Consider the following 25,169-nt stretch of genomic DNA (forward strand, 5'->3'; position numbering starts at 1 on the left):
CTTCAATCGTCTATTCTTTGTAATGATTCAGCATCTTTCTTAACGTTGTACTGGCTTCCTTAAATCCCTTTAAACGCCGGGTACTCCAGCGACCATTAAACTCATTCACTTTTCTTAGTATCGTATGCTCGATAGGTTCGGATGCAGGCTGGTGTGGGATGAGCTTAAACTGGCTTCGGAACTCAGAAATGGTCTGTTTCATCCAGTTGGTGTTATACAAATTACAGCGAATAGGATCAGGGAATTCATAGAAGGTGAGCAGCAAGGATCGTTGTTTCTCCCATTGATTCATTTCGGTAGGGGCAGTACTTTTCCACTTATTCAGAAAAAGCTTGAAGTTTTTAATCGAGTCTTCTCTTGTTGAAGCCTGATAGATCTTTTTTACATCGTCAACGAATTCAGGTTGCCGGTGTTTTTCAATTTTACGGAGTGTTTCTTTTTGCATGAAGGTAAATGATCTTTGGATGGCAGCATAGGGATATACGCTACAAAAGGCTTCTTTAATGCAGTTGTTTTCATGGAAAACGCCAATAAGAATTTTTTGTAGTCCCCGATTGCGTAGATTCATAAATATTTCTTTCCAAGCCGGATAATCCAATTTCGGAGCGAAACAAATATCGATAATTTCTCGATATCCTTTGTCTGTTACACCAACAATAAAATATATAAATTTATGGATTGAAGATGAGCCACGGGTTTGCAGCTTCATAAAGTCAACATAGAGGATCGACAGATTGACGTTAATCGGACGTCTTTTCCATATGTCCAAGTCAATTTCTTGCTCCATACCGGCGCCGTTATTCGCATAATTCATCTGCAATACATGCATGACAGCACTTGTGACAGCACTAGCGATATCTCTTGTGTGAATGCCATACGGTGCCGTTTGTAAAGCGGAATCATGTATGTGTCCAAGCTGATCCCTGGAAGGTACGGCATTCGGAATAAATTTGGCATGAAGGGAAGAGCTTGATGCTGCATGGTGAGCAAACTGCTGGTCTAACTGAATGTCCTCCCATACTTCACTTAGGAGCTGTTTTAAATTGTTTTTGAAATAGATTCTCAGCATGTTTTCTACATCATTGGGCAGATAGGTTGAATTTTTATTCATTTATGATTCCTCTCTTTGCTTGTTGACCTGAAATGAATGATGTCCAAGGAAGCATACAATCCAGGGAAGTCATCCAGAGATACCGGAGAAAAACCGATAAGTGTTATTCCTTCTTTCTACTCATCAACAGGGTAAATCCGGAGATCAGTCCCAGACCAGCTGCGCTGACGAGACTAATCAATAACTCTGACTTTCTAAGCCCTAGATAAAGAAACCCATTCATGACCAGGGTAATCAAGCAAAAGAAAAATATCCATTTCATTACGGTCTTTGTTGACATAAAAAACGCTCCTCCTTAATACACCCGTAATATTTCCATATTATGCTTAAAAAAGTGATGTTTAACATTGTTATACGAATTGTAAATTCAGTCCATTTGTATTACCATCATAGTACACTATGCAAAAATCAAGAGCAACATAAAAATGATAAATTAAGAAATAAATGGGTCTATGATCTACAACTGGGTTTTTGGTGATATGGAGGTAGAGCTCATCACTCTGAATACTATTCTCCAGTCATCCTCTTCCCATGACGACAACGGATTGGCAGGAGGCGATACACAAGGTAACTGAAACACTGCGCAAGGTGCCGAATAAAGGAATCGGGTACAGTATTCTAAAATACTTAGCTCCTTCCAAAGCAAGCCAGCTCCCATGTTTTAAGCTGCAGCCGGAGATCAGCTTCAACTATCATGGAAGGGTAAATCAAAGCTTGGGGACACAATTTAAGCAATCGGTGCATATGATCGGTAATTCTTTCAGTGATAAGTTCCCGGTTCCATTCACGCTGTATATAAACGCCATCGTTTTGGATGGGGAGTTACAAGTCAGATTCGGTTACAGCCGGCTCATGTACAGGAAAGAGACGATTCAATTGCTAAGTGAGCAATTTAGAGAGCAATTGATGAGAAATGTGATCACCGTTGTCGCTCAGTAAGTATCTTTAGTCATGAACTGACGCTCAAAGCCTGATTTGATCATTCGATATTTGGGCGTCAGTTCATGGTATTCATACCAAATTGGGGAGGTATTATGGAGACAGAAAAGCCACAGCCATTTGCAGAGACGGTTGTAAACAACCCGGAAGAACGGAGCGTTTTCAAGAACAGAACGTTTCTATTTTTTCTATTCTCGATCATATTTACAAGCTTGACAACGCCAATGTATATGCTGGTGGAGGGTTGGTATGTTGTTGACTATTTGAACAAGCCGGCTATGCTCGGTTTTGTCTTGATGACCACGGCAATTCCAAGACTGTTGTTAATGTCGGTTGGTGGGGTAATGTCCGATCGTTTCCCTAAATCGAAAATTATGTTTTTGTCCGATTTCATACGCTTTCTCATCTTAGTTTCGATGGCCGTACTTATGGTTCTCGGGTTGTTAAACTTTTGGGTATTGCTTGCATGTGCGGCTTTATTCGGTATCATGGAGGCTTTTTATTGGCCGGCGGCAGGTGCAATCATTCCCACAATCGTGAAGCCTGGCCAACTACGGATAGCCAACAGTGTAAATGTAATTATTCAGCAGTTGGGGAGTTTTGCCGGACCGGCATTTGCAGGTCTGCTTATTGCATTCGGATCCTTCCAGTTAACGTTTGCTATATTAGGAGTGTTGCTTTTTTTAGGAGCGGTCTGTTTATTTTTCGTACGTGAGCCGTTTACAGCTAGTCCCAAACAACAAGTAAGGCCGTCCATGATTAATGAAATCAAGGAAGGCATGATTTATATTAAGAAGGACTCCTTCAAGCTCTCCATCATCATTACAGCAGGAATTGCCGCTTTCTTCGTGTCAGGTCCTGTGAGTGTAGCATTCCCGACATTAGTGAAGGAAGTATTTAAAGGAGATGCACTTGATCTCACCTATCTTCAGACCTCATTTGCTCTAGGAAGCATTGCGGGGGGAGTGCTGCTCGGTCTGTTCCGTCCGAAGGGAAGCCTGGCGATATGGGCATACTCAGCATTCATATTGCTGTGTCTAGGAATTGTAGGACTAGGATCAGTGAATATCCTTATCTACGCCATCATAATAAGTGTATTTACCGGACTGTTATCGGCATATGGGAATATGATGCTTGTAACGGTTTATCAGTTGAGCCTGGATCAAGATAAACTTGGAAGAGGCATGAGTTTATTTACGTTAGCATCCACAGGCCTGTATCCCATATCAGCTGGGATTGTGCCGCTGCTCCTGACGAATGGCATGACGATTTCCAGCTTGTTAATGCTTAGCGGTTCCATCGCAGCTATCATTTTGTTGATTGTGGTACTCAGTGTCAAAGGGATTCGAAGGGGGCCGCAGGCTATGGAACAAGGATAGCAATATGCATTATGAAGTGATGCTCTGCTCTTCATTCATATGAAGGCAGGGCATTTTGTTTTAAATATGTTTGCCTCATACCATAATTTAGAATAAAATACAATTAGCTGGATTCTAGTAGAGTGAGGGCAAATAATGAAATTCTCCAATGATCAGCCGATCTATTTGCAAATTAAAAATGATTTTTATCAACGGGTCTGTAACGGAACACTCCGCCCCGGTGACAAGCTGCCTTCTGTAAGAGAAACGGCAGTAGAATTAGGCGTAAACCTTAATACCATTCAACGAGCGTATATGGATATGGAACGGGATGGTGTAGTTGAGAAACAACGGGGCCAAAGATCTTATATTACGAATGATATTGAATTTATAAACAAGCTAAAGTCACAGATGGCTGAAGTCCAGGTAAAAGCATTTTATAACTCGATGAAGCAGATGGGGTTTCATGATGAGGACATCCAGAAACAGCTTGCCGAAGTAATAAAGAAAGAAGGTGGGGCATAATTGCAGCAGAATTCCATAATGGTTGAGCTAGATCATGTCACTAAGCGATTGGGGAGTATCACGGCTGTTCATAATGTTTCTCTTCGTCTACCAGACCAAGGTATTGTTGGATTGCTCGGGCTGAATGGCAGTGGCAAGACCACGCTTCTTAATTTGATTGCCGGCTTAATGCGTCCCACAGAAGGTCGTGTTACCTTAAATGGGTCTAAAGTTACGCGGCAATCGGGCAAGCACATTGCTTATGTGGCCGATGATCAGTCTTTTTATGCTTTCTATACGATCCGGGAAACGATAGATTACGCCGAGAAGGTATATCCGGACTTCGTAAGGGAGGCGGCAGAAGAGATCGTTACTTTCCTGAATTTTGATATGAATCAGAAGGTGGGTCAACTGTCTAAGGGGAATAAAATGCGATTGAACACAGCCATCGCACTTGCACGCAGGGTACCGCTGCTGCTGTTGGATGAACCTTTATCCGGACTTGACCCGTTCGTAAGGGAAGAACTTCTGAAGATGTTTGTCCACTTCGGCGGGGTGTACCAGCAGACCATCGTTATATCTTCGCACGAGGTGTCCGAGCTGGAGCCGTATCTTGACTATGTCATCTTCATGAAGGAAGGAAAGATGATGCATTATGCTTCAGCTGAGGAGATTCGGGAAGAGCGGGAACAAAGTATTTTAAATGTGATGAGGGAGTATTGTGTATGACATCTTGGATAACGTTGTTTATTAAAGAATTCAGAGCAGCTAGAATATGGTTCTATTTCAATGTACTCGTCATCCTACTTGGCGCATCATCCCTATTCTTTCTCAATGAGACACAAATCTTACTCTATAGCCTGCTTGTCATGATATTATTCCATGTCATCTATCTACCTGTCTGGGTAGTCTATTCCATATTCGTCGAATGGAAGAATAAGATGTTAACCCACTGGCTGAACCTGCCTCATTCAGGCTTAGTGCTTGTTACATCTAAGTTTGCCGCTGGAATTGCGATGATGATCATATCTCTATTAGTCTGTAACGGAGTATTGGCCTTGCTGTACAGTTACATTCTGGAAGCGAATAATGATGTGGTCATCCAAGCAGTCCATTGGTTTATCTCTGAATTTTGGGTTATTCTTCTCGGCACGATGATTATGGCTATTCTCTCAGGCAGTCAAGTCATGTGTGCGATCATTATCGGGAAGAGTGTCACCCGATTCCGATTGCTTCTGGTCGCAGGCTTTCTATTGATACCAGGTCTGTTTCAAGCGCTTTTTCATGAAACAGCAGGTTACTCCAAGTTAGTATCATGGGGAATGCTAACATCGGCTGTAACAGAGTGGATTCACCCTATTTTATTGAATCAGCATGATATGGTTCATACGATAAATGTATTATCTGAACTGACTATTTTCTCGCTGGGAACCATGTTTGTGCAGCTTATTTATTCCATCATGCTCGTCTGGATTAGCAGTAGACTGGTGGATAGAGCGCTTCAAATCTAATGTTAAGCCAATCTAGGCAGAGGAGTGAAGCGATATTTATTCCCTCAATTACTCCAGCCCATGGATCGTTTGCAAGAAGCCGAATCATAAGGCAGCGGCGCGCTTGATTTGTATACCCTATGCAGGCGGCAATGCTTCCGTTTATCATGAATGGGCGGATTTGTTTCCAGAGGAAATAGAAGTATTGGCGGTACAGCTGCCCGGGAGAGGGAGCCGATTTATTGAGGACAGATATACAGAGGTAGACAAGCTGATTCCCGCATTATTGAAAGAGCTTGTCCCATTCACTGACAAACCGCTCATGTTATTTGGTTATAGTATGGGAGCCTTATTATGTTATGAACTCGCCCATCAGCTAGTGAAGCTGGAGACTGGAGCATTGCAGCATCTGTTTGTGTCCGCCTTCCGTGCACCCCAATTAGTCAGTGATCGAAAGGTGCTGCGGCACGAACTTCCAGCACATGAACTGAAGCAGTTCTTTGGTAAGCTGAACGGAATACCTGCAGAGATTATGAATAACGATGAAGTAATGAACTTTATTCTGCCTATATTGAGGTCCGATATTCAATTGTGTGATACCTATACTTATCAAGAAAGACCGCCTCTTCCATGCGGAATTACAGCTTTTGGAGGCAGTGCGGATCCGGAAGTGAGCATCCATCAACTGCAGGCATGGAAAGAGCAGACTGCAAGTGAATTCAGCTTGCACATGTTACCGGGTGATCACTTTTTCATTCATAGTCAACAGGAGTTGCTGATCGGATTACTGACTCAGAGAATGCTGGAGCTCCGAGGACTTAAGGGGCATTTTGCAAGAAATGCTGAATAATAGATCGCTTAATGAGACATCATTTCGAGAATCGTTAAATCAAATATTCGCTAATCGTTAATCCCTACATACAACAAAAGCCACCCCCAAAGCCTACGACAAACGTAGTCTTTGGGGGTGGCCCCGTTTAGCTTACATACAACTCCAATTACCTCGCCTTACAACCTACTTCGCACTAGGCAGCAGCTTGTTCAGCAGAATCGCTGCCAGCGCAGCGGCCAGGATTGGAGAACCGAACAGGTATTGCACGAAGTTAGGCAAGGTGTACAGGAAATCTTTAGGGATGAGCACCAGTGCCAACGTTATAATCATCGGGATGGCGATAATGTACATTTCTTTTTCGCCGATACTTTCGTTCTTCATGACCTGGATCCCGTTGATCGCAATGATGCCGCAGACGATGGCGAACACACCGCCGATGACGGCCGTCGGGATCGAGGAGATCAGCGCGGCCAATTTGCCCGAACATCCGAAGAGGACGAACCATCCGCCTACTGCTAGGAAGACTCTGCGACTTGCCACACCGGTAATGGAGATGATGCCTGCATTCGTGGAATAGCCGGTGACGGGCGTCGAGCCAAGTCCCGAAGCGATCAAGCAGCTGAGGCCTTCGCCGATGACGCCGCGATTAATGTTCTTGTCCGTCAGCGGTTTATCGATGACGTTGCTGATGGCAAACCAGGTACCGGTCGTTTCAGCCAGCAGCACGAGATAAATGATGACCATGGTGATGATCGCCGACAAGTCGAACGAGAAGCCAAAATCCTTAAACGGAATCTGCGGCATACTGAACCAGTTGGCGCTTGCGACGGCACTAAAATCCAGCACGCCCATGGCATTCGCCGAGAAGCATCCGATGATCAGCGCGATGATGACGGACGTGATGCGGAAGATCGCGCCTTTTGTGCCGAACACCGATCCCAGGATGACGAACAGAATCAAGGAAGCGGCCGAGATGAGGGCGAGCAACACGTTCTGATTGATGGTGGCGTCCGTGGCGCCGTAAACGTTGTCCCGGATGGCGACAGGCAGCAAGGATAGACCGACGATGAAGATAATCGTGCCCCCGACAATCGGCGGGATGAAGGACTTCACGATTTTGTTGAACACGCCCGTATATCCCAAGATCACGACGAGGACCGCGCCCACGACGCTCGCTCCGAGTACGGAGCTCCAGCCCATCTCTCCGCCGCCGCTGGCGGCATAAATCGCGACGATCGCGCCGAGCGGAACATAGGATGGACCTTGGGCCATTGGCAGCTTCATGCAAAAATACGTCTGCACGATCGTGGCCAGTCCGGCCGCAATGAACGTGGATTGAATGAGCGCGCTGGACTGGTCGGCCGACAAGCCGATCAACATCGCGATCAGGAACGGAACGACGTAGACGTCCATTGCTACGACATGCTGTAAACCTAAGATAGCAGACTTTCCGATGGATATTTTGCCGTCTGGCGGGACCGTTAAATGTGGCGACGGTGATGGCGTGTGCGCGTCATGTTGCTGGATGTTTTCTGTTTTCACTAGGATGGACACCTCGAATTATTGGATTGGTTGTGATCTATATCTTAACGGGAATGCACTTGTTCCCCTTGTACCCATACCTCGCGGATATGCTCCGGTCTTGCCAGATACATGATCTTCTGAAAAACATCCTGCAAATCCTCATGCTCATCAAAAATCGGCAGCTTGGCGGACGGCACCCTAGTATCAATCGCCTGCACGTCCCACGCGTATTGTTCTTGAATGCGTCCGATCGGCAGGCTTAGGCTTTCACCACCCCCGGCGGTTGCCAGGTAGAACGCTTCATGGATTGTAATGCGAGCGTCCTTAACGCCACGGGTTTCCGCAGACAGGGCCGTGTTCACGCCGTCTTCCAGCATTCTGGAAGAGATGACGGCTTGCCGGATGTTATCGAAGAGACTCGGCGAGAAGCCGCCGGATATATCGGAACCGAGGCCAATCTCGACATCTTTGGCATGGAGATGAGCAACCGGGAGGACGCTATTGGCAAAATAGGCGTTGGAGATCGGGCAATGCGCGATCGCGGTGCCGGTCTCTGCAAACAATTCCGCATCTGAATCTTCGAGGAAATTGCAGTGCGCCATGACCGATTTGTCGCGCAGCAGGCCAAAATCATGCAGGGCAAACGCATCGTTTTTCTGGAATCGATCTTTAACATGCCCGTGCGCCCAGTCGCTTTCGCTGCAGTGGGATTGCACGTACGTGTCATATTTGGCCGCCAGCTCGCCCAAGCCTCGCAGACCTTCATCGGTACAACTTGGAATGAATCTCGGTGTGACGACCGGATATACGCCTTGTTTCGTGGTCTTCGCCAATTCCTGTACAGCGATAATGAACTCTTCCGTGTCGGCTAAGGCCGTGGGGGTATCCGCGTCGCGGTAGAAATCCGGATTCTGTGCGGGATCGTCCATGACGACTTTGCCCACCAGCCCGCGCTGGCCTTTACTTGCGCAGATTTCGGCTAACCGCAAGCTGGCTTCTTTATGCACCGTGGCAAAATAGAGCGCGGTCGTCGTTCCGTTGGCGAGCAGGGTGCTCACCACGTCCTCGTACACTTGTTGCGCAAAATCGAGATCAGAGAATTTCGATTCGAGCGGAAAGGTATAGGTGTTGAGCCAATCATAGAGCGGAATGTCCAGCGCGGTGCCGGATTGTGCCCACTGCGGGGCATGCACATGCAAATCGACAAAGCCAGGCAAGAAAAACTGTCCTTCTTCTAATCGATGAAAGTTATCGCTGCCTTGATACGTATCGAGCAAGGATTGATAGTCGGCGTCTTCCGGCGCCACGATCCGCTCAATCATGCCGTCTGCATTGATACAATACAGATAGTCTCTTAATATTTGAATTTCCGTGGGAGATTTACTTGAAAAGGATGTACCTTGAAACAATTGCATATATTTACTCATGTTTACCGCCTTAATGTTCGTTTTTAGGAATGCTTTTGTTATTATAGTCCGTCAAAAAGGATAAGTCTATAGTTTAAAAGCGAACAAATGCAGCCTTTAGTAGAATTGGACAATAACTGCCAATTCACGAGAGTGAGTGATAAGAATTACTTGTTAGAGGGCCGGATGTCGTGATGCGATGGGAGAACTCATTTTGCAAAAAAGTCGTTAGAGAGAATACAATATACAATAGGGGTAAGTCCGTTAAAAGGGGTTATACAGATGATCGGTTTGATTGCCATTGTATTTGGCATGCTAGGAACGTTTGTTACGTTTAATTGGTTATTTGGACTCGTATACTTGCTTAGCAGATCGGCAGGCAACAGATTTTACCGCTGGGCTGTACATGATTTGGAGTTCTTGATGGTGTTGTCCTTTCCGTTGCTTGGACTAACCCAGTATGTAGCGAGTAAAGCGTATGGGCGATTCAATTGGTTTACAGCTCGGATCATGCTTATCTGCTATTTGGTAGCTTTGATTATTCTAATCGTTGTTTTGTTTAGTTTGTTTGGTTATTTCGCGGATATGAAGTCATGAGTTCGGGCTTAGCACAGGAGGTGGAGTATGAAGGGTTTTCTTTATTGCCTAGTGTTGACTGGAATCGTGATAAGCATGGCAGCATGTGGAAGTTTCTCAAACCGTAATGAGGTTTCTCAGCAAATGACTGTAATAAAGGAGCAAACAACAACACAAGAGAACCATGAGCAGGCATCCGCAACTTATCTGCATAACCCTCAATATATTGATGAAAGCCAATATCGAGGGGAAGAGCTAGAGATTGTTCAAACATTAAATAAAATGATGAGGAGTACCTTATCTGGAAATGTTGAGGGATATCAAAGTGTATTAACGAAAGATAACGATCAACAGACGAATACAAGTGAATATCTCAAGTTGTTCAAAATAACGTATTTAGCGGATCCTACCTTCTACGATGGACCATCTGAATATGTTTCAGATATGGAAGTAGGAGTCGAGGAGGAAATTTATCACCCTGAAACCAATATGCATTATTTCGGTAATGTTATTTATTTGTTTTTCAAAGAAGATGGCAAGTGGATGATAGGCGAAAGAAAAGGTTAAACATTGAACCATTTTTCATCATACTTCTTCATTCATATGCACAAATTAAGTTACAATACGATTTTAGCCGGACAGCATAACACAAGCCCGATGGAGAGGACATGACATGTATCAGTTATCCGAGGCATTAGCACAAGAGATTGTGGATCGCATGATGAATGACATTCCCTATAATATCAACATTATGAACGATCAAGGCGTAATTATCGGCAGCGGCAACTCCGGTCGAATCGGCACGGAGCATCGCGGAGCGATCAAGGCCCTTGAGAGTGGAGAGATGGTGGAGGTATGGGAAGATCAACGTTATGAGAAGAAAGGGACGAATGAGCCGATCGTCATTAATCAAGTACGTGTGGGGGTCATCGGCATCTCGGGTAACCCGGAGGAGGTTCGGCCTTTCTGTAATATCGTAAGAACGACCGTTGTGCTGCTGATTGAACAGCGGATGGCGCTGGAGTCGATGCACAGTGAAGCGAACCGCAAGAAGGCTTTCCTGGAGGTTCTACTGCATCATCAAGGGATTTATACGCAAAAGCTGCAGAAAAAAGCGATCGCCTACAACATCGACTTGCTGCTTCCCACCACGATTCTGTACATCGAACATGCAGGCATGAATACCGAAATGTCCAATCTGCTTCTGATGTTCCCCTCTTTTATCCTTGAGGCGGATATCTGCATGATTCTCGTCCAGGATGCGAAAGAGATCAAGAAGGTCGTCAAGCAACTGCTGCAAAGTCAGCCCCTGCTGAGGATCAGCGTCTCACGGCATGGAGCTCATATCGCAGACGGCTATTATCAGTCGAAATCCGCCATGAGAATTGGCCGGGCCCTGCAGCTTCCCGAGAAGATCATTCTGTACGACCAGGTGGAGTTCTTGGTGAAATTAAGCGAGTCGGAGCTTGGTACCGAACATCATATCATGAAATTGGAGGATAAAGATTCCGTCGATCTGCTAGAGACGCTGCGGGTGTTTATTCACAACAACGGCAGTATGTCTGACACATCGGCAGAGCTGAACATCCACAGGAACACGCTCCAATACCGACTGAGGCGAATCCATGACTTGACGGGCAAGGACCCGAGAAATACGCTCGACCTATTTGAGCTGACTCACGGATTGTTAAAGCTATATAAATAAGCATCGTTACACTGCCCATATCTCCGTAAAAAAAGCACGCACAGCGATATGCTTAACGCTGTGCGTGCTTGCCATTTCTTATAGCTTTAAGAGCCGTCCGATGTTCTCGCAGGTTCTCGCCACGTTTGTCGGGCCGTCGGCTAGCAACTGCTCGATGGCCGCTGCACCAGGCACGATCCCGAAGATGGCATCAATGCCTTCTTCGTGCAACACCTCAGCGCCTTCGCCGATATAACCTGCCAGTGCGATCACTTTCTTGCTCTCCAGCTTTGCTGCCTTAGCCACGCCATACGGCGTCTTTCCGAATTTCGTCTGAAAATCCATGCCGCCTTCACCGGTGAAACAGTAATCGGCATCGGCCAGCTTGTTGCGAAGCCCGGTATACTCGATCACAATGTCGATCCCGCGCTGCAGCGTGGCCTGGGTGAAGATCAGCAGACCCGCCCCCAGGCCGCCAGCCGCGCCGGCGCCGGGAATGTCGCGAATGTCTTTGCCCAACTGTTCCTTGACCACGTCCGCATAGTTCTCCAGATTGGCGTCCAGCGCGAGCACCATCTCCGGCGTCGCCCCTTTTTGCGGTCCGAACACATGCGATGCACCGGTCTCTCCGCACAGTGGGTTGGTCACGTCGCAAGCGACGATGATTTGTACGTCGGCCAGCCGTGGATCGAGCCCGCTAATGTCGATCGAAGCCAGTCTGCCGAGGCTTCCACCGCCGCGCGGAAGCGCGCTGCCCTTCGCATCCAGAAACTTCGCGCCCAGCGCCTCCGCCATACCGGCGCCGCCGTCATTGGTGGCGCTGCCGCCAATGCCGATGATGATCTTCTTGATGCCTTGATCCAGGCATTCCTTGATCAACTGGCCCGTGCCGTACGTCGTCGTAACCAGCGGATTCTTCGTTTCCTTGGTCACCAGATGAATGCCGCTCGCAGAAGCCATTTCGATGGCAGCGGTCACGCCGTCACCCATCATGCCGTATTTGGCCGTAACGACCTGGCCTAATGGACCGATGACCTCTTTTTCAACCAATTGGCCGCTTGTTGCATCCACAAGAGATTGAACCGTTCCTTCGCCGCCGTCCGCCATGGGCACATGCACATAATTCGCCTCCGGAAAGGCTTTACGCAGACCTGCCTCCATCGCGATGCAGACTTCCTTCGCCGTCATGCTTTCTTTAAAAGAATCGGGCGCAAGCAAAAATGTAGGTTGTTTCATCCCTCTCACCTCATAAGTTCATTATTGGATTGGATCATAGCTTATAGGAAAAATCCATAGAGCAATGTAGCGACAAGGGTCATTGTTCCCCCGACGATGGCTTCGTAAGGGACAAGTCCCATCCGCTGCTTGATCGACATGTTCATGCTGCCTGCCGTCACGTGGAAGTAATTGCCCTGTGGTAAGGAATCGATCACGGTCGCACCCGTGTGTACCATCGCTGCGGCGGCAATTGGAGCCGTACCCATATTCAGGATCGCCTCGCCGAATGAGCCGGTTGCCAGAATAACGCCTGTCGAAGTTGAAGCGGTTGCTGCCGCCATCAGAATACCGGCAATCGGTGCAAGGAACGTGCCGGAAATACCGGAAGCTTCGATAATGCTGACGACCTGCGTGGAGAGATCGGAATTCGAAATCAGTCCCGCGATACCGCCTGCACCCAGCAGGATGAGTACCGTTGCGGTCATTTTGTTAAGTCCCGACGCGGAATAATCCAAGATTTTGTTCGCTTTCCCCATTGCGAGCATGCCAATCACCCCGGCAATTGGGAGAATAAACATCGCATCAACTTTGAAGCTGGCCAGCAGATCGATATTGAGAATCGAACCGATCGGGTTAATCATGAGCAGGATGACGGCGACAAGCGGCGCCACGATGGCTGTTTTGAGCGGCGGATATTTGGAAGTATCGACTTCCTGCTCATTTACTGCTTCTTCAGCGGATACCATGGTTCCTTTTTTCTTCAGCATGGATGCCACGATCACGGTCACAGCTAGTCCGAACAAAGCCGGTACGAAACCTGCAATCATCACTTGGCTCAAATCCAGCTAAATCCGTTCGCTGCTGCAATCGTATTCGGATTGGGCGAGATGATATTTCCCGCCTTACCGCCGCCTGAAAGCGCAAGCAAAAGCGCGATCTTGGAGATGCCCATTTTGTTGCCGACGGAGAGGGCGATCGGTGCTACGATCAGGACAGCTACCGGAATAAATACGCCTACGGCCGTAATAATCATCGTTGCCAGGGCGAGCGCCAGTATCGCTTTACCCCCGCCGAATTTCTTGACAATGGCCTGTGCAATGGTTTCGGCTGCGCCCGATTCCATCATGACGCCGGCCAGAACCCCTGCGGCGAGCACCCGAAGTACCGTACCCATCACGCTTTGTGTTCCACCGACCAGGACATCGATGGTTTGTTGCAGATTGGCTCCGCCGATCAATGCTCCGAGGATGGCTCCTAGAAATAATGCATACACCGGATTTAGTTTTCTTAAGATGAGGATGATCGCAATGGCAAGTCCAACGAGTGCCCCGATCCAACTGATGGTTAATCCGTCCATCTTTGTATGCCTCCCTATGCTGTTTATGAATTCGCTTTCTTGTTGATTACGCTTTCAGTATAAAATGAATGGACGTAAAGAAATATTGATGAATAGACGATTTTTATTGTGCATCTGCACAATGATTTTATCCGTATAATTCCAATGAATAACGGGATGCAGTGCTCCGGATTTTGCGTTTATTCTTATTCTTCTCATGAGTACCTGCATAAAGGACCTTGGAACCTTTTCCAAATCCTAGGATATGGTTAAAATATAATGTCTACAATAAGAGCGGCGGAAGAGATCGTCGATTCGGCGGTCTGAGGAGGCAAAATGGTCACGCCGATACGTGACAGAAATTCGCCCAGGATGTCGAGGCCGCCGCTAAGGGCTCTAAAGCTTCTCATATCGTTCCATAGGAGAGGATCAAAATGAAACCAACAGAGTTTTTTTCAACATATGATTTGCATGATAGCGTTGTAGTAAATATTGAATACAATCCCAGTGAATTGAGAGTATCTATTAGTCTTGAATTGTGTCAGTGGAAACAAACTTTTTATGTTGAGACTGAACCAGAAATGAGAGAAGGTGTACTATCCTTTACAGGGGTAACTTCTTTTCAGATCGAACCAAGCTCATTTCAAATTGATAGTAATGAGATTTTTGAGGTTAAATCAACAGTATCAAGTAGAGTTATAGAGATTGTTCTTACTGGTGGCGATGATGTAGGGGTTATTAGCTTTGAAGCAGAAGAAGCAATATGGAACCAAACCGATAGCCCAAATGGGGCTTGAGATTTGAGCCTCTCTGAAGATAAATCAACAGCAGCAGCGGCTTTAAAGCATAGAAAAGTTATTCTTATACCTTTCCTGAATCTCGGAAAACCTTAATAAATCTGTCGCGTTTAACTTTGAACGGAAATGATCCAATATAGTCGTACATTTAACGACATAAGCTTTGTTATTAATAGAATAAGAGAGCTCCAAACTATCTATAATATATTTTATGCCTTTACTGTAGTGCTCTTTACGAAGATAATATCTCCCCATGTCTGCTAAAAAATCACAAAACTGATCATCGATGATATTTTTATTATAAGTTCCGGCCATTCCTCCATGTTTCATATGTTTCTCAATTAAACTCTCGAATTCTATAAGATACTGATCCAAATCGTATTGGTGTCTATTAGCAAATTGCATGATTTTGAATAAAGCTTTCAACGTTTCACCTTTTCGGGAGGTAATATACACCATGTATTGCTCCAGAATATTTAGGTTTCCACTCATGAATTCATAGAGATAACGATTACCTAAAGCCCAGTCCAAGAACTTTTTTTTCACTTGTTCCGAAGCACTGTCCGTTTCCTTAATCCAGCTATGATCCTCGTAATTTGCTAGATAAACTAGTGCCTCATCATATTCTTCGCAATTCGCTGCAATAGAAGATAGCAGTAAGTCAGAGTACAGGATATAGCCGAATAAAGGTCTGGTCGTATAGGTGGGTGGTATTTTGTTAGGTCTATTTTTGGCGTGTTTATTAGCATATCTCATCCTTGCAATGCGTCCCATTTCGGTAGCATATTGTTTAGCCTTGCTCCATTTCCGTAAAGAAATGAACGAATCGGCTAAATCTTTTAAAGCATCTAACTGAACGGATTCGGGAACACGCTCAATAAAGGCTTCAAACTGGATGCAGCAAACCAGGTTCTGCTCTTGATCCGAGTTCAGAGAGCACTGAAATATTCTGTATTGGCATAGACCTAATCGTTCCGCATGTTGATTTTTTTCATTTTCGGCAATGCTCTTGTAGAGAATTAAAGCGGCTTCTTTATAATTGTCTTGGTATAAACGCTCGGCATGTTCGAAGAGATTAACCAGATATGTAGGATGATCCATCATTAAATTTACAGTATCAGCGATGAGTTGAAACTTGCCTAATTCCGCGCATCGCGTAATAAACGGGCTAAATCTTCTCCAGTTTGGAGTAGAAAATACCAGAAACTCATTCAAATATAGAGGAAATAAGCTGCCCTCTTTTAATCCCATTGCGTTCGTAATCTTATCCAAATTAGAAACGGATATAGCCTGTTGACCTTGGAGGTATCGGCTTAGTGTGCCTGAGTTAATTCCCGATTGAGCAGCAAAAGAAGAGATATTCATCTGATTCTGATTCAGATAGAGCAGTATATGATCGATAATCGTCTTATTCGCATCAAGAGTCACCGTCTTAACCTCCTATGTTCCATCATCTGGGAATAATTCATAATATCAATGTAAAACATTTTAGTAGACTCAAGCAATAGTGGATAGGGATATGGCATCTTACCAGGAATTTATCTTTCACATGAAGGATGTTGGAATATTTTAGTAATACTAGGATATGGGTGGAGTAGAGTATCTACAATAAGTCGGAGAGGATGCAAATGTGAAGATATTGGTCCCGAGATCCTGCTTCGAGTATCGGATCAGGCGTCGAGGGCTAATGAAGTGCCGACCTGCCCCAAGAACCAACTGGACCGTCAGATGACGATGATGGTGTTCGCTTGTGGGGAGGTACGACCCGGTCGAGTGACAGAGGTAGATCAGTTTGATAAATATATTAACACCAATATATAGTAACTATTTTAATCCCGATCAGAAGAAAGTAATTTTGTATATTGACAAACCATTAACAAACTTGCATCCAAATAATTTGAAAAAATTACAGGAGATTAAATCTAAAGGGGTTACTATTGTTAATTCTCTGGATGAACTCAAGGAGGTATTGGAATAAAATGGGCACTTCAGCAGTTATTTTGACACCAAAAATAAAATATTCACCCGAAAAATTGTTAGCAGATACAATAGTCTCCGTATTTCATGCTGATGCAACTCTTTATTTTCATAATAATAAGAACTACTCCGATAAGGGGGAGTTTTTAAATACTACTCTGAACATTAACAACAATTCATTTGCAGAGAAAAGTGAGCAATCCTTTATTGTTACCGTTCATGCTATGAATAATCCAAGTATTGATTTTTACTACCACGGGGATTTGGGTTTGGATTCTAATCTATCATTATGTCAAGTTGGTCATATAGAAGATATCAGATATCTATGGTGTCCAAAGTTTAATTTTTAAATTTATTTATGAATATCTTAAATTAAATCCTGATGATTACTTCTGGGTTACAGATAATGATTGGGTTTATGGCTGGGGAGATATGAATAAGTTAAAATCATTACCTTATGACCCGGATTGGTGTTATAAAAACCCTGAAAATTAGGCTTTTCAGGGTTTAACGCAAGCAACCATCCCTTTATACATAAAGGCTCTGCTATCAGGCAGAGCCTTTTTTTGCGATATCTAAGTGTACGAGCAGCAGCACCTGATTTATAATAGATGGCGTGCAATTTAGGACAAAATGAATCGCGAACGGAATAGGAGAACAGGATGAACAAAGTAAAAATCGCCGTCATCGGCTTAGGACATATGGGCCGGCATATGATTCACCGCTTGCTGCCCCAATATGCGGAGAAGCTCGAATTGGTCGCCATTTGCGACAGTGACGAATCCAGCTTGAACAGGGAAGTTGAAGCAGCAGGAATTACTCCCCGGCTGTTCACCGATTACCGCCAACTGCTAAGTGAGGTTGCGCTGGACCTGATATATATTGCGGTTCCGCCGTCCCTGCATTATGAGGTGGCCCGGATCGCATTTGAGAAAGGCATTCACGTCTTCTGCGAGAAGCCGCTGGCCAACAGCCTGGATGAAGCCCGGAGTTTGGTGGAGCAGGCCGAGCAGGCCGACGTGCTCCATGCGGTTCATTTCTCGCTGCCGCTCGATCCGGCCGTGCTGAAGCTGAAGGCATTGTTGGAGGAGCAGGCGATTGGTGGAATTCACAAGCTGGAGCTGTACCTGGAGTTCCCGCGGTGGCCGCGGGCTTGGCAGCAGAATCCTTGGATTACCTCAAGGCAGCAGGGTGGATATTTACTGGAGGTTGGCATTCACTGGATTCAAATGATCCAGCAGGTATTCGGCCCGATTACGCAAGTGCAGAGCGAGATCGAGTTTCCGCCGGATTCAAATCAAGCGGAAAGCCACGTGCGTGCCATCATGAGGCTGCATAATGGCACTGAGATTCACCTGTTGGGAACCGACCAGCGGGAGGGGGAAGAACGTGTGTCCCTGGTGGTTCATGGTGATGATGGAACTTTGGCATTGGAGAACTGGCGCAACTTGTATCGCAGCAGCAACGATGCCGAGCCGCAGGTGGTACCGGCAGACGATATTGTCAGCCCGCTGCCGATTCTGAAGCAAATCGTGCAAATGCTAAATGGAGAGCCCGGTATCATCTATGATTTCTATGACGCTATAACGCGCAAGTGGTGTTGGAAGCTTTGCGCAAGCCGGGTGAAGGCTTCATGGATTTAAGGCCTCAATTGATGGAAGCCAAGAAGTAGGATAAATTTGAATGCCCACTGTAATGAGGGTGAACAAAAAGCGTGTATCTCCCGCTACCAAACAAGGACGCCCGCTGTGACGGCGTCCTTGTTTTTGATTTAGTGATGTTCTAACAAGCTTCTTCTTCTGTATCGGTTTGCTTCATCGATTTCGATTAGGGGCCGGTTTTATGTTTTTTTATGCTATAATAGGCAATCAGAGGGATGAGATCGGCATGGTAAAGGAAGGGTAACCGGAATGGATATCAAGATCAAAGATGTGGCGAAGGCAGCCAATGTATCGGTAGCAACCGTATCGCGAGTGCTGAACAACAGTGGCGTTGTAACCGAACGGACGCGCCTGAAGGTTCAGGAGGCTATCGAGTCAATGAATTACCACCCGAATGCGACGGCCAAGTTTCTGCGTTCCAAGAAGACGATGATGATCGGGGTCATCGTGTCGGACATCAATGTGTCCTACTATGCCGAAATCGTCAAGGGGATTGAGAACATGGCCTATTCCAGGGAATACAAGGTCATTATTTGCGATGCGCATAATCAGAAGGAGGAAGAGCTTGGCTATCTGGAGCTGTTGCTGAATCGAACGGTAGATGCAATGATTCTGGTTTCGATGACCGGCTCCATCTCCGACGAACTGATCGGTGAGCTGGCAGACAAGGGATATAACATCGGTGTCGTTGGCAAATGCATTGATCATGCCGGCGTGCCTTGCATCTTTACTGATAATGTCAAGTTCTCGATGAATGTCGTTCATCATTTCATCGAGCAGGGCCATCGGAGCATCGCCTTCCTGAGCGGATATCCGGATGCGCTGGACAGCTATGAACGGCTGGAGGGATATATGAAGGCGCTAAGGGAGCATCGGCTTCCCTTCCGGCAGGAGTTGATTGAGAATGGCGATTTCAATGAAAAAGGCGGATATCATGCCTTCCTGCGGCTGATCGGTAAGGGACTGCCATTTACCGCCGTATATTCGGCCAACGATGAAATGGCTCTGGGTGTGTACCGGGCCTGCGCGGAAATGGGAATAACGATCCCGAAGGACTTGGCAATTGTCGGCGTGGACAATAACCGAATATCCAGATACATCACGCCTCGCCTGAGCACGGTCGACCAACCGAAGTATGCGATGGGGGCATTAATAACGGAGAAGCTGATCGACCAGATGAACGAGAACCAGTTCAAGGAACAGCGCGTATTTAAAGTGGATTCCGAGCTGCTGGTCCGAGAGTCCTCGCGATTTGCAAAATAAAGGCGAGGGTAATCCTCTGCATCATATTGTAATCGATTACAATTGGTGATATATTGACGATAACTTATATAGATGATCGGATGAAGGAGGGGTGCATTCTGGGAGAAGCCATCATAAAAGCCCTTTGAAGGCTGTGTTGGGCCTGATTATCCCATATTTACTCGCATTATTTTGTAATCGATTACATTTATGAAAGAGGAGGGAGTTTCATGAAGCTTAAGAGCATGATGAGCAAATTGCTGAGCAGCGCGCTGAGCGTGGCGCTGGTCGCGTCCATCTTCGCGCAGACAGCGTCACCGGCGGCGGCTGCGACGGGAGAGACGGTTAAGGTATGGTTGACGACGGGGGACAAGAACCATTTGTTAACGCCGCAAAATGATACCGCTTTCCAGCCGGATACGAATCCGATGGAGCATACGATCAATGTGGACGAGGAGGTACAATACCAGACAATCGACGGTTTTGGCGCTTCCTTGACGGACTCATCCGCGTGGCTGCTGTTTACGAAGCTGGATGCCGGCAAGCGGGAAGAAGTGATGCGCAAGCTGTTTGACCCTGAAGAAGGCGTGGGGCTCAGCTACATTCGGATTCCTATGGGGGCAAGCGATTTTGCACTTGATAAATATACGTATAACGACTTGCCTGAAGGGCAGACCGACGAGAACTTGGAGCATTTCTCCATCGCGTATGATCTGGACTACATCATTCCGGTTCTGAAGCAGGCACTCGAGATCAACCCGGATCTGAAATTTATGGGATCGCCATGGTCGGCGCCGGCTTGGATGAAGACAACGGGCTCCTTGATGAAGGGAAAACTCAAGGAAGAATACTACGGGGTGTATGCCCAATATTTCGTGAAATTCATCGAGGCATACAAACAGGAGGGCATTGAGATCGATGCCGTGACGCTGCAGAATGAGCCGCAATACGAGCCGGCAACGTATTCGGGCATGAAGATGGACCCGGAAGATCAGGCGGCCTTCGTGAAGGAGCTGGGACCTGCGCTGGAGGAGGCGAATCTGTCGACCAAAATCATCATCTGGGACCATAACTGGGACGATCCGGCGTACCCGATCGAAGTATTGAATGATGTCGATGCCTATCCCTACATCGATGGAACGGCTTTTCACGGCTATGCGGGCATTGTAGACAATCAGTCGCTCGTGCATGACCCATTCCCGGACAAAGGCATCTATTTCACGGAAAGTTCGGGCGGTCAGTTCGCACCGAACTTCAGCGACAATCTGGTCTGGGACTTGCAGAATCTAATCATCGGCGCAACGCGCCATTGGGCGAAAACCTCGCTGAAATGGAACCTCGCGCTGGACGAGAATCATGGCCCATTTGTCGGAGGTTGCGGGGACTGCCGCGGCGTGGTCACGGTCAATCAGGCGACGAAGGAAGTCACCTACAATGAAGAATATTATTCCTTCGGTCATGCCAGCAAGTTCGTGAAGCCGGGAGCGGTTCGCATCAAGTCTAATTCGTTCGACGGGGGCGGCATCGAGAATGTGGCATTCCTTAATCCGGACGGCTCCAAAGCCTTAATCGTGTTGAATCCCGCGAAGTCGGAACGTGAATTCAAGGTTCGCTCGGGGAATGAGAGCTTTGTCTATTCCCTGCCTGCTGGCGCCGTGGCAACCTTTACCTGGAACGGGACGCCAGGCAGCAACGGACCGGACATGCTGACCCCCTACAGCAGGGTAGAAGCCGAGGATTACGATCCGCAGGGCAGTACTGGCGGAGTTACCGCAACCATCGTGACGGATACGGGCGGCGGCAAAAGCGTAAGCTTGGCCGATCAAGGTTATCTGGCCTATCCGAATGTGGAGTTTGTTGATGGAACAGCTAGCGTGAAGCTGCGCGTGGCCGCTGAGCAGGAAGCGCGCATCGAGTTCAGACTGGGCAGTCCGAACGGTCAACTGGTTGGGATCGCAGATCTGTCACCGACCGGTGGATTGCAGAACTGGACAACCCAAGCGGCAGCCGTAGAGGGGGCGAGCGGCGTCCACACCCTCTATTTGGTGATGAACGGCCCTGTGCATCTGAACTGGTTCCAGTTCTCCCAGACCTCCTATCTCGATACGATGAATTACATCGGTATGAACGGCGGGTTTGAGCAGGGTGATCTGACTGGTTGGAGGGATTGGAACTCGAAGGGAACCGCGCACAAGGTGGAAGCAGGCGGCGCAAGAAGCGGCGAGTATAAGCTGAACCATTGGTTCTCCGAGGGTTATGAGCAGTACACATACCGTACCGTCAAAGTGCCTAACGGAACCTATAGAGCATCCGTATGGGTGAACAAAGCGGATAATATCCGCTCGAAGCTGGAAGTGAAGAACTATGGCGGACCGGACATGGCGGCTGACATGGGGGAGATGTACTCTGATTGGAAACAGGTGACGTTGGAGAACATTCGCGTAACGAATGGCCAACTGGAGATCGGGGTAAGTTCGAGCACATCGAGGTCCGAATGGGCAAATTATGATGATTTCGAGCTGTACCGGGTAACAACGAAGGCTCCAGCGAAGCCGGTTGGCCCGAATCCGCCGTCCGAGCCTCAGACGGTGACATCGGCGGTATACGACGGCCATAACATTCAACTGGATTGGAGTCCGGTACAAGAAGCTGCGGGCTACAAGGTGTACCGTTCACTGAAAGATCTGGCAAATGCAACGGTTACAGGCGATGTTTATGTCGATTTTGCCGAGGTGAGCGTGCTTGACGGGGCTGTCACGACGTTTACCGACACGGGCTTGCAGGGGGACACGACCTATCATTATGCCGTGTCTGCGTTTAATGAAAACGGAGAGTCGGCGGTGAGCCGCAGCGTAAGCGGAACGACCGAGGCGGGGCAGGATCAAGTGCCGCCGGCAGCGCCGCAAGGGCTTCGGGCTGAGGCTGGCATTGAACAGGTCAAGCTGTACTGGGAGCCGAATGTCGAGCGGGATTTTGCCAAGTACCATATTTACAGGAATGACGTGCTGATCGGATCCATCAATACGATCTTGCAGACGCAATATACGGCTCGCGGACTGACTCCGGGTGAGAAGTACATATTTGCTGTCACAGCAGTGGATAAGGCCGGCAACGAATCGCCGTACAGCGAGACTGTCACGGCATCGCCGAACGCATCGGGTCTCCCGCTTTCCTTCGCCAATCTGGATTTTGAATTGGGCAGTCTTGAAGGCTGGTCTGAATGGCATCCGGAAGATCAAACAACGGCGAATTTCGTAGATAATGACAATCCGCGCGGTAGTTACAAGCTGACCCACTGGTCAGGCGATGACTATCAGCAGTCGACTTATCGCATCCTTGAGCTGCCGAATGGTACTTACAAGGTTCAAGTCTGGGCCAGAACCGGCGGCGGCCAGAACATGTTCCAACTGGAAGTGAAGAATTATGGCGGAGACGCACTCTCCCGAGATATGAAGTCAGCAAGCGGGGGGACCTGGACGCCGTTCTCGATCGATCAGATCCAGGTAACGAACGGTCAAATGGAAATTGCGGTGTTCTCGGACGCTAAGGGCGGCAACTGGGCTGGGATCGATGATTTTGAAATTTACAGCTATGCGCCGGCCGTGCCTGCCGGATTGGCCGGGATTGGCGGGGACGGCAAAGCCTATCTGCAGTGGAACGCGAATACGGAGTTTGATTTGGCCGCTTACCATATTTATCAGGACGGTCAGAAGGTTAGCACCGTTCCGGCTGACGGCGGCAAGCGCAGCGCGGAAGTGACGGGATTGACCAACGGGCAGAGCTATAGCTTTGCCGTCAGCGCTGTCGATACGGATGACAACGAGTCCTTCCCATCGACGGTTCAGTCGATCACGCCGGTTGTTCCCGTGAATTTGAAGAACCCCGGTTTTGAAGATGAAGACAAGCTGAACGGCTGGCAGGGCTGGTCGAACATCGGCAACGCCCAATTTGTGGATGACGGCGATCCACGCAGCGGTGTGTACAAGCTGACCCACTGGGCCGATCAGGATTACCAGCAGACGACCTATCAGTCCGTGAAGGTCGACAACGGCTGGTATCAGGCATCGGTCTGGGCCAGAGTCGGCGATGACGTGAACGTCCTGCGAATGGAGATCAAGAAGCATGGCGGAGAAGATGTGCAAGTGGATATGAAGAGTGCTTCTTCCTCGGAATACACCTTGTTCATCAGTGAGCCGTTCCAAGTCACGACAGGCGACGTAGAGCTTGGCTTGTTCTCGGACAACCAGGCCGGCAATTGGTCGGCATTCGACGACGTGCAGATCGTCCCGGTCATGAAGAAGGAACCGAATCCGGATGATGACAACGGAAGCGAATCGCCTCCGGGCGCCGGAAACGGGGAGACGGCGCCGGGCAGTAACAATGGAGGCAGCCATCCATCCCCGCCGACAACTGCTCCTGAACTGACGGCTAAGGACGGGGTGGTGGAGGTCAAGCTGGGATCGGGCCAGCACCAAATCGCGCTGCCGGCGAATGCCCCGGCTCTGGACGGAGACAACCAGCTCCGGGTGCAAGGAGAACAGGTGGCGCTTATCGTTCCGGCGAAGGTACTCCAGGCGCTGAAGGCGCTGCTGCCTGGGCAAGACCTAAGCCAGGCTCAACTCGTATTCGAATTGGGCAAACCGGAGGCCGATCAGGCGAAGAAGCTGGTCGATCAAGCCGCGGGCAGCGTCAAAGCCAATCTTGCCGTTGCCAGTGAAATGCTTGCCCTGAGCATGAAGGCCATTTCCAAGGAAGGCACGGAATACCGGCTATCCGAATGGCCGGAGCCGGTGCGGATTGAATGGCTGGGCGTTCGCCAGCCTGCAGAAGGGATACTCGGCGCCTATGTTATATCTGCGTCCGGACAATTGACTTATGCTGGCGGGGTCTTGAACGGGAACATCTTTACCGTACCAATCGATCGCCTGGACGGAAATGTCGTCTTATTGAGCTTTGACAAGCGCTATTCGGATGTGGGCCGATCTCACTGGGCTTACGAGGCGATCCAGCAGTTGTCGGCACGGCTGCTGGTGAACGGAATCAGCGATGCGAGATTCGCCCCGCAAGCGCAGATTACCCGCGCGGAGTTCGCGGCGTTGATCGCCAGAGCGATGGACCTGCGTCCAGTTGCAACGGTAGCATTCATCGATGTCGACGAAACGAAATGGTATGCGGAAGCGATCCAAGCCGTGCATGCGGCCGGCATCGTCTCCGGCCGCGATGGCAACCGCTTTGTTCCGGATGCGGTCATTTCACGGCAGGAAATGGCCATGATGCTGGTCAAGGCCTATGAGAGAAGGCAAGGAACCGTTCCGGCGGTCAGCGGCGTCTCCGCTTTCGTCGATGAGGCTCAGATCAGTGCTTGGGCTAAGGCGTCGGTCCTGACGGCAGCCGAGCTGGGTTTGATCCAGGGCAAAGGTAGCGACAGGTTCGATCCGCAAGGAGCGGCGAGCCGCGCCGAGAGTGTTCAAGTCATTGCCAGATTGCTGGGCAACTTGAAATAAGGAAACACTA

Annotated in this window: 20 protein-coding genes and 1 pseudogene; 14 read left to right on the forward strand and 7 right to left on the reverse strand. The window is 48.1% G+C overall.

Features of this window, described 5'->3' with window-relative positions; translation table 11 throughout:
- Window positions 1-10: 10 nt before the first annotated feature.
- Entirely contained in the window at window positions 11-1,111 is a 1,101-nt protein-coding gene (locus JCM10914_RS20245) for a transposase (protein WP_023964079.1), read from the reverse strand.
- A 103-nt stretch (window positions 1,112-1,214) separates the two neighbouring features.
- On the reverse strand, window positions 1,215-1,391 hold the full coding sequence (locus JCM10914_RS29015; protein WP_023964080.1) for a hypothetical protein: 177 nt from the start codon (window positions 1,389-1,391) through the stop codon (window positions 1,215-1,217).
- A 251-nt stretch (window positions 1,392-1,642) separates the two neighbouring features.
- On the opposite strand from JCM10914_RS29015, the gene JCM10914_RS20250 reads away from it, so the two are divergent.
- The 6 genes from JCM10914_RS20250 to JCM10914_RS20275 all read left to right on the forward strand — a co-directional run bounded on the left by JCM10914_RS20250 (window position 1,643) and on the right by JCM10914_RS20275 (window position 6,252).
- Window positions 1,643-2,050, forward strand: coding sequence for a condensation domain-containing protein (locus JCM10914_RS20250; protein ID WP_023964081.1), 408 nt, complete (start codon window positions 1,643-1,645; stop codon window positions 2,048-2,050).
- A gap of 95 nt (window positions 2,051-2,145) precedes the next feature.
- A complete protein-coding gene (locus JCM10914_RS20255) occupies window positions 2,146-3,429 on the forward strand; it encodes an MFS transporter (protein WP_023964082.1) in 1,284 nt (427 codons plus the stop codon).
- Window positions 3,430-3,564: 135 nt separating this feature from the next.
- Entirely contained in the window at window positions 3,565-3,933 is a 369-nt protein-coding gene (locus JCM10914_RS20260) for a GntR family transcriptional regulator (protein ID WP_036719255.1), read from the forward strand.
- An 18-nt stretch (window positions 3,934-3,951) separates the two neighbouring features.
- Window positions 3,952-4,641, forward strand: coding sequence for an ABC transporter ATP-binding protein (locus JCM10914_RS20265; RefSeq protein WP_023964084.1), 690 nt, complete (start codon window positions 3,952-3,954; stop codon window positions 4,639-4,641).
- The gene (locus JCM10914_RS20270; protein WP_036719259.1) at window positions 4,638-5,423 is read left to right on the forward strand and encodes a hypothetical protein; all 786 of its coding nucleotides are present in this window, start codon (window positions 4,638-4,640) and stop codon (window positions 5,421-5,423) included. The genes JCM10914_RS20265 and JCM10914_RS20270 overlap by 4 nt, the downstream gene beginning before the upstream one ends.
- Before the next feature lie 103 nt (window positions 5,424-5,526).
- The gene (locus JCM10914_RS20275; RefSeq protein ID WP_023964086.1) at window positions 5,527-6,252 is read left to right on the forward strand and encodes a thioesterase II family protein; all 726 of its coding nucleotides are present in this window, start codon (window positions 5,527-5,529) and stop codon (window positions 6,250-6,252) included.
- A 165-nt stretch (window positions 6,253-6,417) separates the two neighbouring features.
- Here JCM10914_RS20275 and JCM10914_RS20280 read toward each other — a convergent pair whose 3' ends face one another.
- Entirely contained in the window at window positions 6,418-7,776 is a 1,359-nt protein-coding gene (locus JCM10914_RS20280; RefSeq protein WP_036719262.1) for a uracil-xanthine permease family protein, read from the reverse strand.
- Between the two features lie 44 nt (window positions 7,777-7,820).
- The gene (gene guaD, locus JCM10914_RS20285; protein WP_023964088.1) at window positions 7,821-9,185 is read right to left on the reverse strand and encodes a guanine deaminase; all 1,365 of its coding nucleotides are present in this window, start codon (window positions 9,183-9,185) and stop codon (window positions 7,821-7,823) included.
- A 261-nt stretch (window positions 9,186-9,446) separates the two neighbouring features.
- Between guaD and JCM10914_RS20290 the strand changes: the two genes are divergently transcribed.
- The 3 genes from JCM10914_RS20290 to JCM10914_RS20300 all read left to right on the forward strand — a co-directional run bounded on the left by JCM10914_RS20290 (window position 9,447) and on the right by JCM10914_RS20300 (window position 11,445).
- Entirely contained in the window at window positions 9,447-9,761 is a 315-nt protein-coding gene (locus JCM10914_RS20290; RefSeq protein ID WP_023964089.1) for a hypothetical protein, read from the forward strand.
- A gap of 27 nt (window positions 9,762-9,788) precedes the next feature.
- Entirely contained in the window at window positions 9,789-10,307 is a 519-nt protein-coding gene (locus JCM10914_RS20295) for a hypothetical protein (protein WP_036719268.1), read from the forward strand.
- 106 nt (window positions 10,308-10,413) lie between these two features.
- On the forward strand, window positions 10,414-11,445 hold the full coding sequence (locus tag JCM10914_RS20300) for a sugar diacid recognition domain-containing protein (RefSeq protein ID WP_023964091.1): 1,032 nt from the start codon (window positions 10,414-10,416) through the stop codon (window positions 11,443-11,445).
- Window positions 11,446-11,523: 78 nt separating this feature from the next.
- Here the strand turns inward: JCM10914_RS20300 and JCM10914_RS20305 are convergent, their stop codons facing one another.
- The gene (locus JCM10914_RS20305; RefSeq protein WP_023964093.1) at window positions 11,524-12,660 is read right to left on the reverse strand and encodes a glycerate kinase; all 1,137 of its coding nucleotides are present in this window, start codon (window positions 12,658-12,660) and stop codon (window positions 11,524-11,526) included.
- Window positions 12,661-12,701: 41 nt separating this feature from the next.
- Window positions 12,702-13,999 (reverse strand): annotated as a pseudogene (locus tag JCM10914_RS20310) (GntP family permease).
- A gap of 413 nt (window positions 14,000-14,412) precedes the next feature.
- On the opposite strand from JCM10914_RS20310, the gene JCM10914_RS20315 reads away from it, so the two are divergent.
- On the forward strand, window positions 14,413-14,775 hold the full coding sequence (locus JCM10914_RS20315; protein ID WP_036719274.1) for a hypothetical protein: 363 nt from the start codon (window positions 14,413-14,415) through the stop codon (window positions 14,773-14,775).
- A gap of 42 nt (window positions 14,776-14,817) precedes the next feature.
- Here JCM10914_RS20315 and JCM10914_RS20320 read toward each other — a convergent pair whose 3' ends face one another.
- Window positions 14,818-16,203: a helix-turn-helix transcriptional regulator gene (locus JCM10914_RS20320; RefSeq protein ID WP_023964098.1), complete on the reverse strand. Its 1,386-nt coding sequence runs from the start codon at window positions 16,201-16,203 to the stop codon at window positions 14,818-14,820.
- 551 nt (window positions 16,204-16,754) lie between these two features.
- Here JCM10914_RS20320 and JCM10914_RS20330 point away from each other — a divergent pair.
- The 4 genes from JCM10914_RS20330 (at window position 16,755) to JCM10914_RS28560 (ending at window position 25,159) form a co-directional block, all read left to right on the forward strand.
- Window positions 16,755-17,102 carry a hypothetical protein gene (locus JCM10914_RS20330; RefSeq protein WP_231638721.1) on the forward strand — a complete coding sequence of 116 codons (348 nt, stop codon included), beginning with the start codon at window positions 16,755-16,757 and terminating at the stop codon, window positions 17,100-17,102.
- Between the two features lie 312 nt (window positions 17,103-17,414).
- Entirely contained in the window at window positions 17,415-18,395 is a 981-nt protein-coding gene (locus JCM10914_RS20335; RefSeq protein WP_023964100.1) for a Gfo/Idh/MocA family protein, read from the forward strand.
- A 267-nt stretch (window positions 18,396-18,662) separates the two neighbouring features.
- Window positions 18,663-19,676, forward strand: coding sequence for a LacI family DNA-binding transcriptional regulator (locus JCM10914_RS20340; RefSeq protein ID WP_023964102.1), 1,014 nt, complete (start codon window positions 18,663-18,665; stop codon window positions 19,674-19,676).
- A 209-nt stretch (window positions 19,677-19,885) separates the two neighbouring features.
- Entirely contained in the window at window positions 19,886-25,159 is a 5,274-nt protein-coding gene (locus JCM10914_RS28560) for an S-layer homology domain-containing protein (protein ID WP_023964104.1), read from the forward strand.
- Window positions 25,160-25,169: the final 10 nt, after the last annotated feature.

The sequence above is a fragment of the Paenibacillus sp. JCM 10914 genome (assembly GCF_001315105.1).
Classification (GTDB): domain Bacteria; phylum Bacillota; class Bacilli; order Paenibacillales; family Paenibacillaceae; genus Paenibacillus_AQ.

Coding starts and splice junctions, on each gene's coding strand:
- guaD (WP_023964088.1), bottom strand. CDS start 9,185: ATGAGTAAATATATGCAATTGTTTCAAGGTACATCCTTTTCAAGTAAA.
- JCM10914_RS20335 (WP_023964100.1), top strand. CDS start 17,415: ATGAACAAAGTAAAAATCGCCGTCATCGGCTTAGGACATATGGGCCGG.
- JCM10914_RS20250 (WP_023964081.1), top strand. CDS start 1,643: ATGACGACAACGGATTGGCAGGAGGCGATACACAAGGTAACTGAAACA.
- JCM10914_RS20265 (WP_023964084.1), top strand. CDS start 3,952: ATGGTTGAGCTAGATCATGTCACTAAGCGATTGGGGAGTATCACGGCT.
- JCM10914_RS20245 (WP_023964079.1), bottom strand. CDS start 1,111: ATGAATAAAAATTCAACCTATCTGCCCAATGATGTAGAAAACATGCTG.
- JCM10914_RS29015 (WP_023964080.1), bottom strand. CDS start 1,391: ATGTCAACAAAGACCGTAATGAAATGGATATTTTTCTTTTGCTTGATT.
- JCM10914_RS20340 (WP_023964102.1), top strand. CDS start 18,663: ATGGATATCAAGATCAAAGATGTGGCGAAGGCAGCCAATGTATCGGTA.
- JCM10914_RS20295 (WP_036719268.1), top strand. CDS start 9,789: ATGAAGGGTTTTCTTTATTGCCTAGTGTTGACTGGAATCGTGATAAGC.
- JCM10914_RS20255 (WP_023964082.1), top strand. CDS start 2,146: ATGGAGACAGAAAAGCCACAGCCATTTGCAGAGACGGTTGTAAACAAC.
- JCM10914_RS20315 (WP_036719274.1), top strand. CDS start 14,413: ATGAAACCAACAGAGTTTTTTTCAACATATGATTTGCATGATAGCGTT.
- JCM10914_RS20290 (WP_023964089.1), top strand. CDS start 9,447: ATGATCGGTTTGATTGCCATTGTATTTGGCATGCTAGGAACGTTTGTT.
- JCM10914_RS20300 (WP_023964091.1), top strand. CDS start 10,414: ATGTATCAGTTATCCGAGGCATTAGCACAAGAGATTGTGGATCGCATG.
- JCM10914_RS20270 (WP_036719259.1), top strand. CDS start 4,638: ATGACATCTTGGATAACGTTGTTTATTAAAGAATTCAGAGCAGCTAGA.
- JCM10914_RS28560 (WP_023964104.1), top strand. CDS start 19,886: ATGAAGCTTAAGAGCATGATGAGCAAATTGCTGAGCAGCGCGCTGAGC.
- JCM10914_RS20330 (WP_231638721.1), top strand. CDS start 16,755: ATGGGCACTTCAGCAGTTATTTTGACACCAAAAATAAAATATTCACCC.
- JCM10914_RS20260 (WP_036719255.1), top strand. CDS start 3,565: ATGAAATTCTCCAATGATCAGCCGATCTATTTGCAAATTAAAAATGAT.
- JCM10914_RS20305 (WP_023964093.1), bottom strand. CDS start 12,660: ATGAAACAACCTACATTTTTGCTTGCGCCCGATTCTTTTAAAGAAAGC.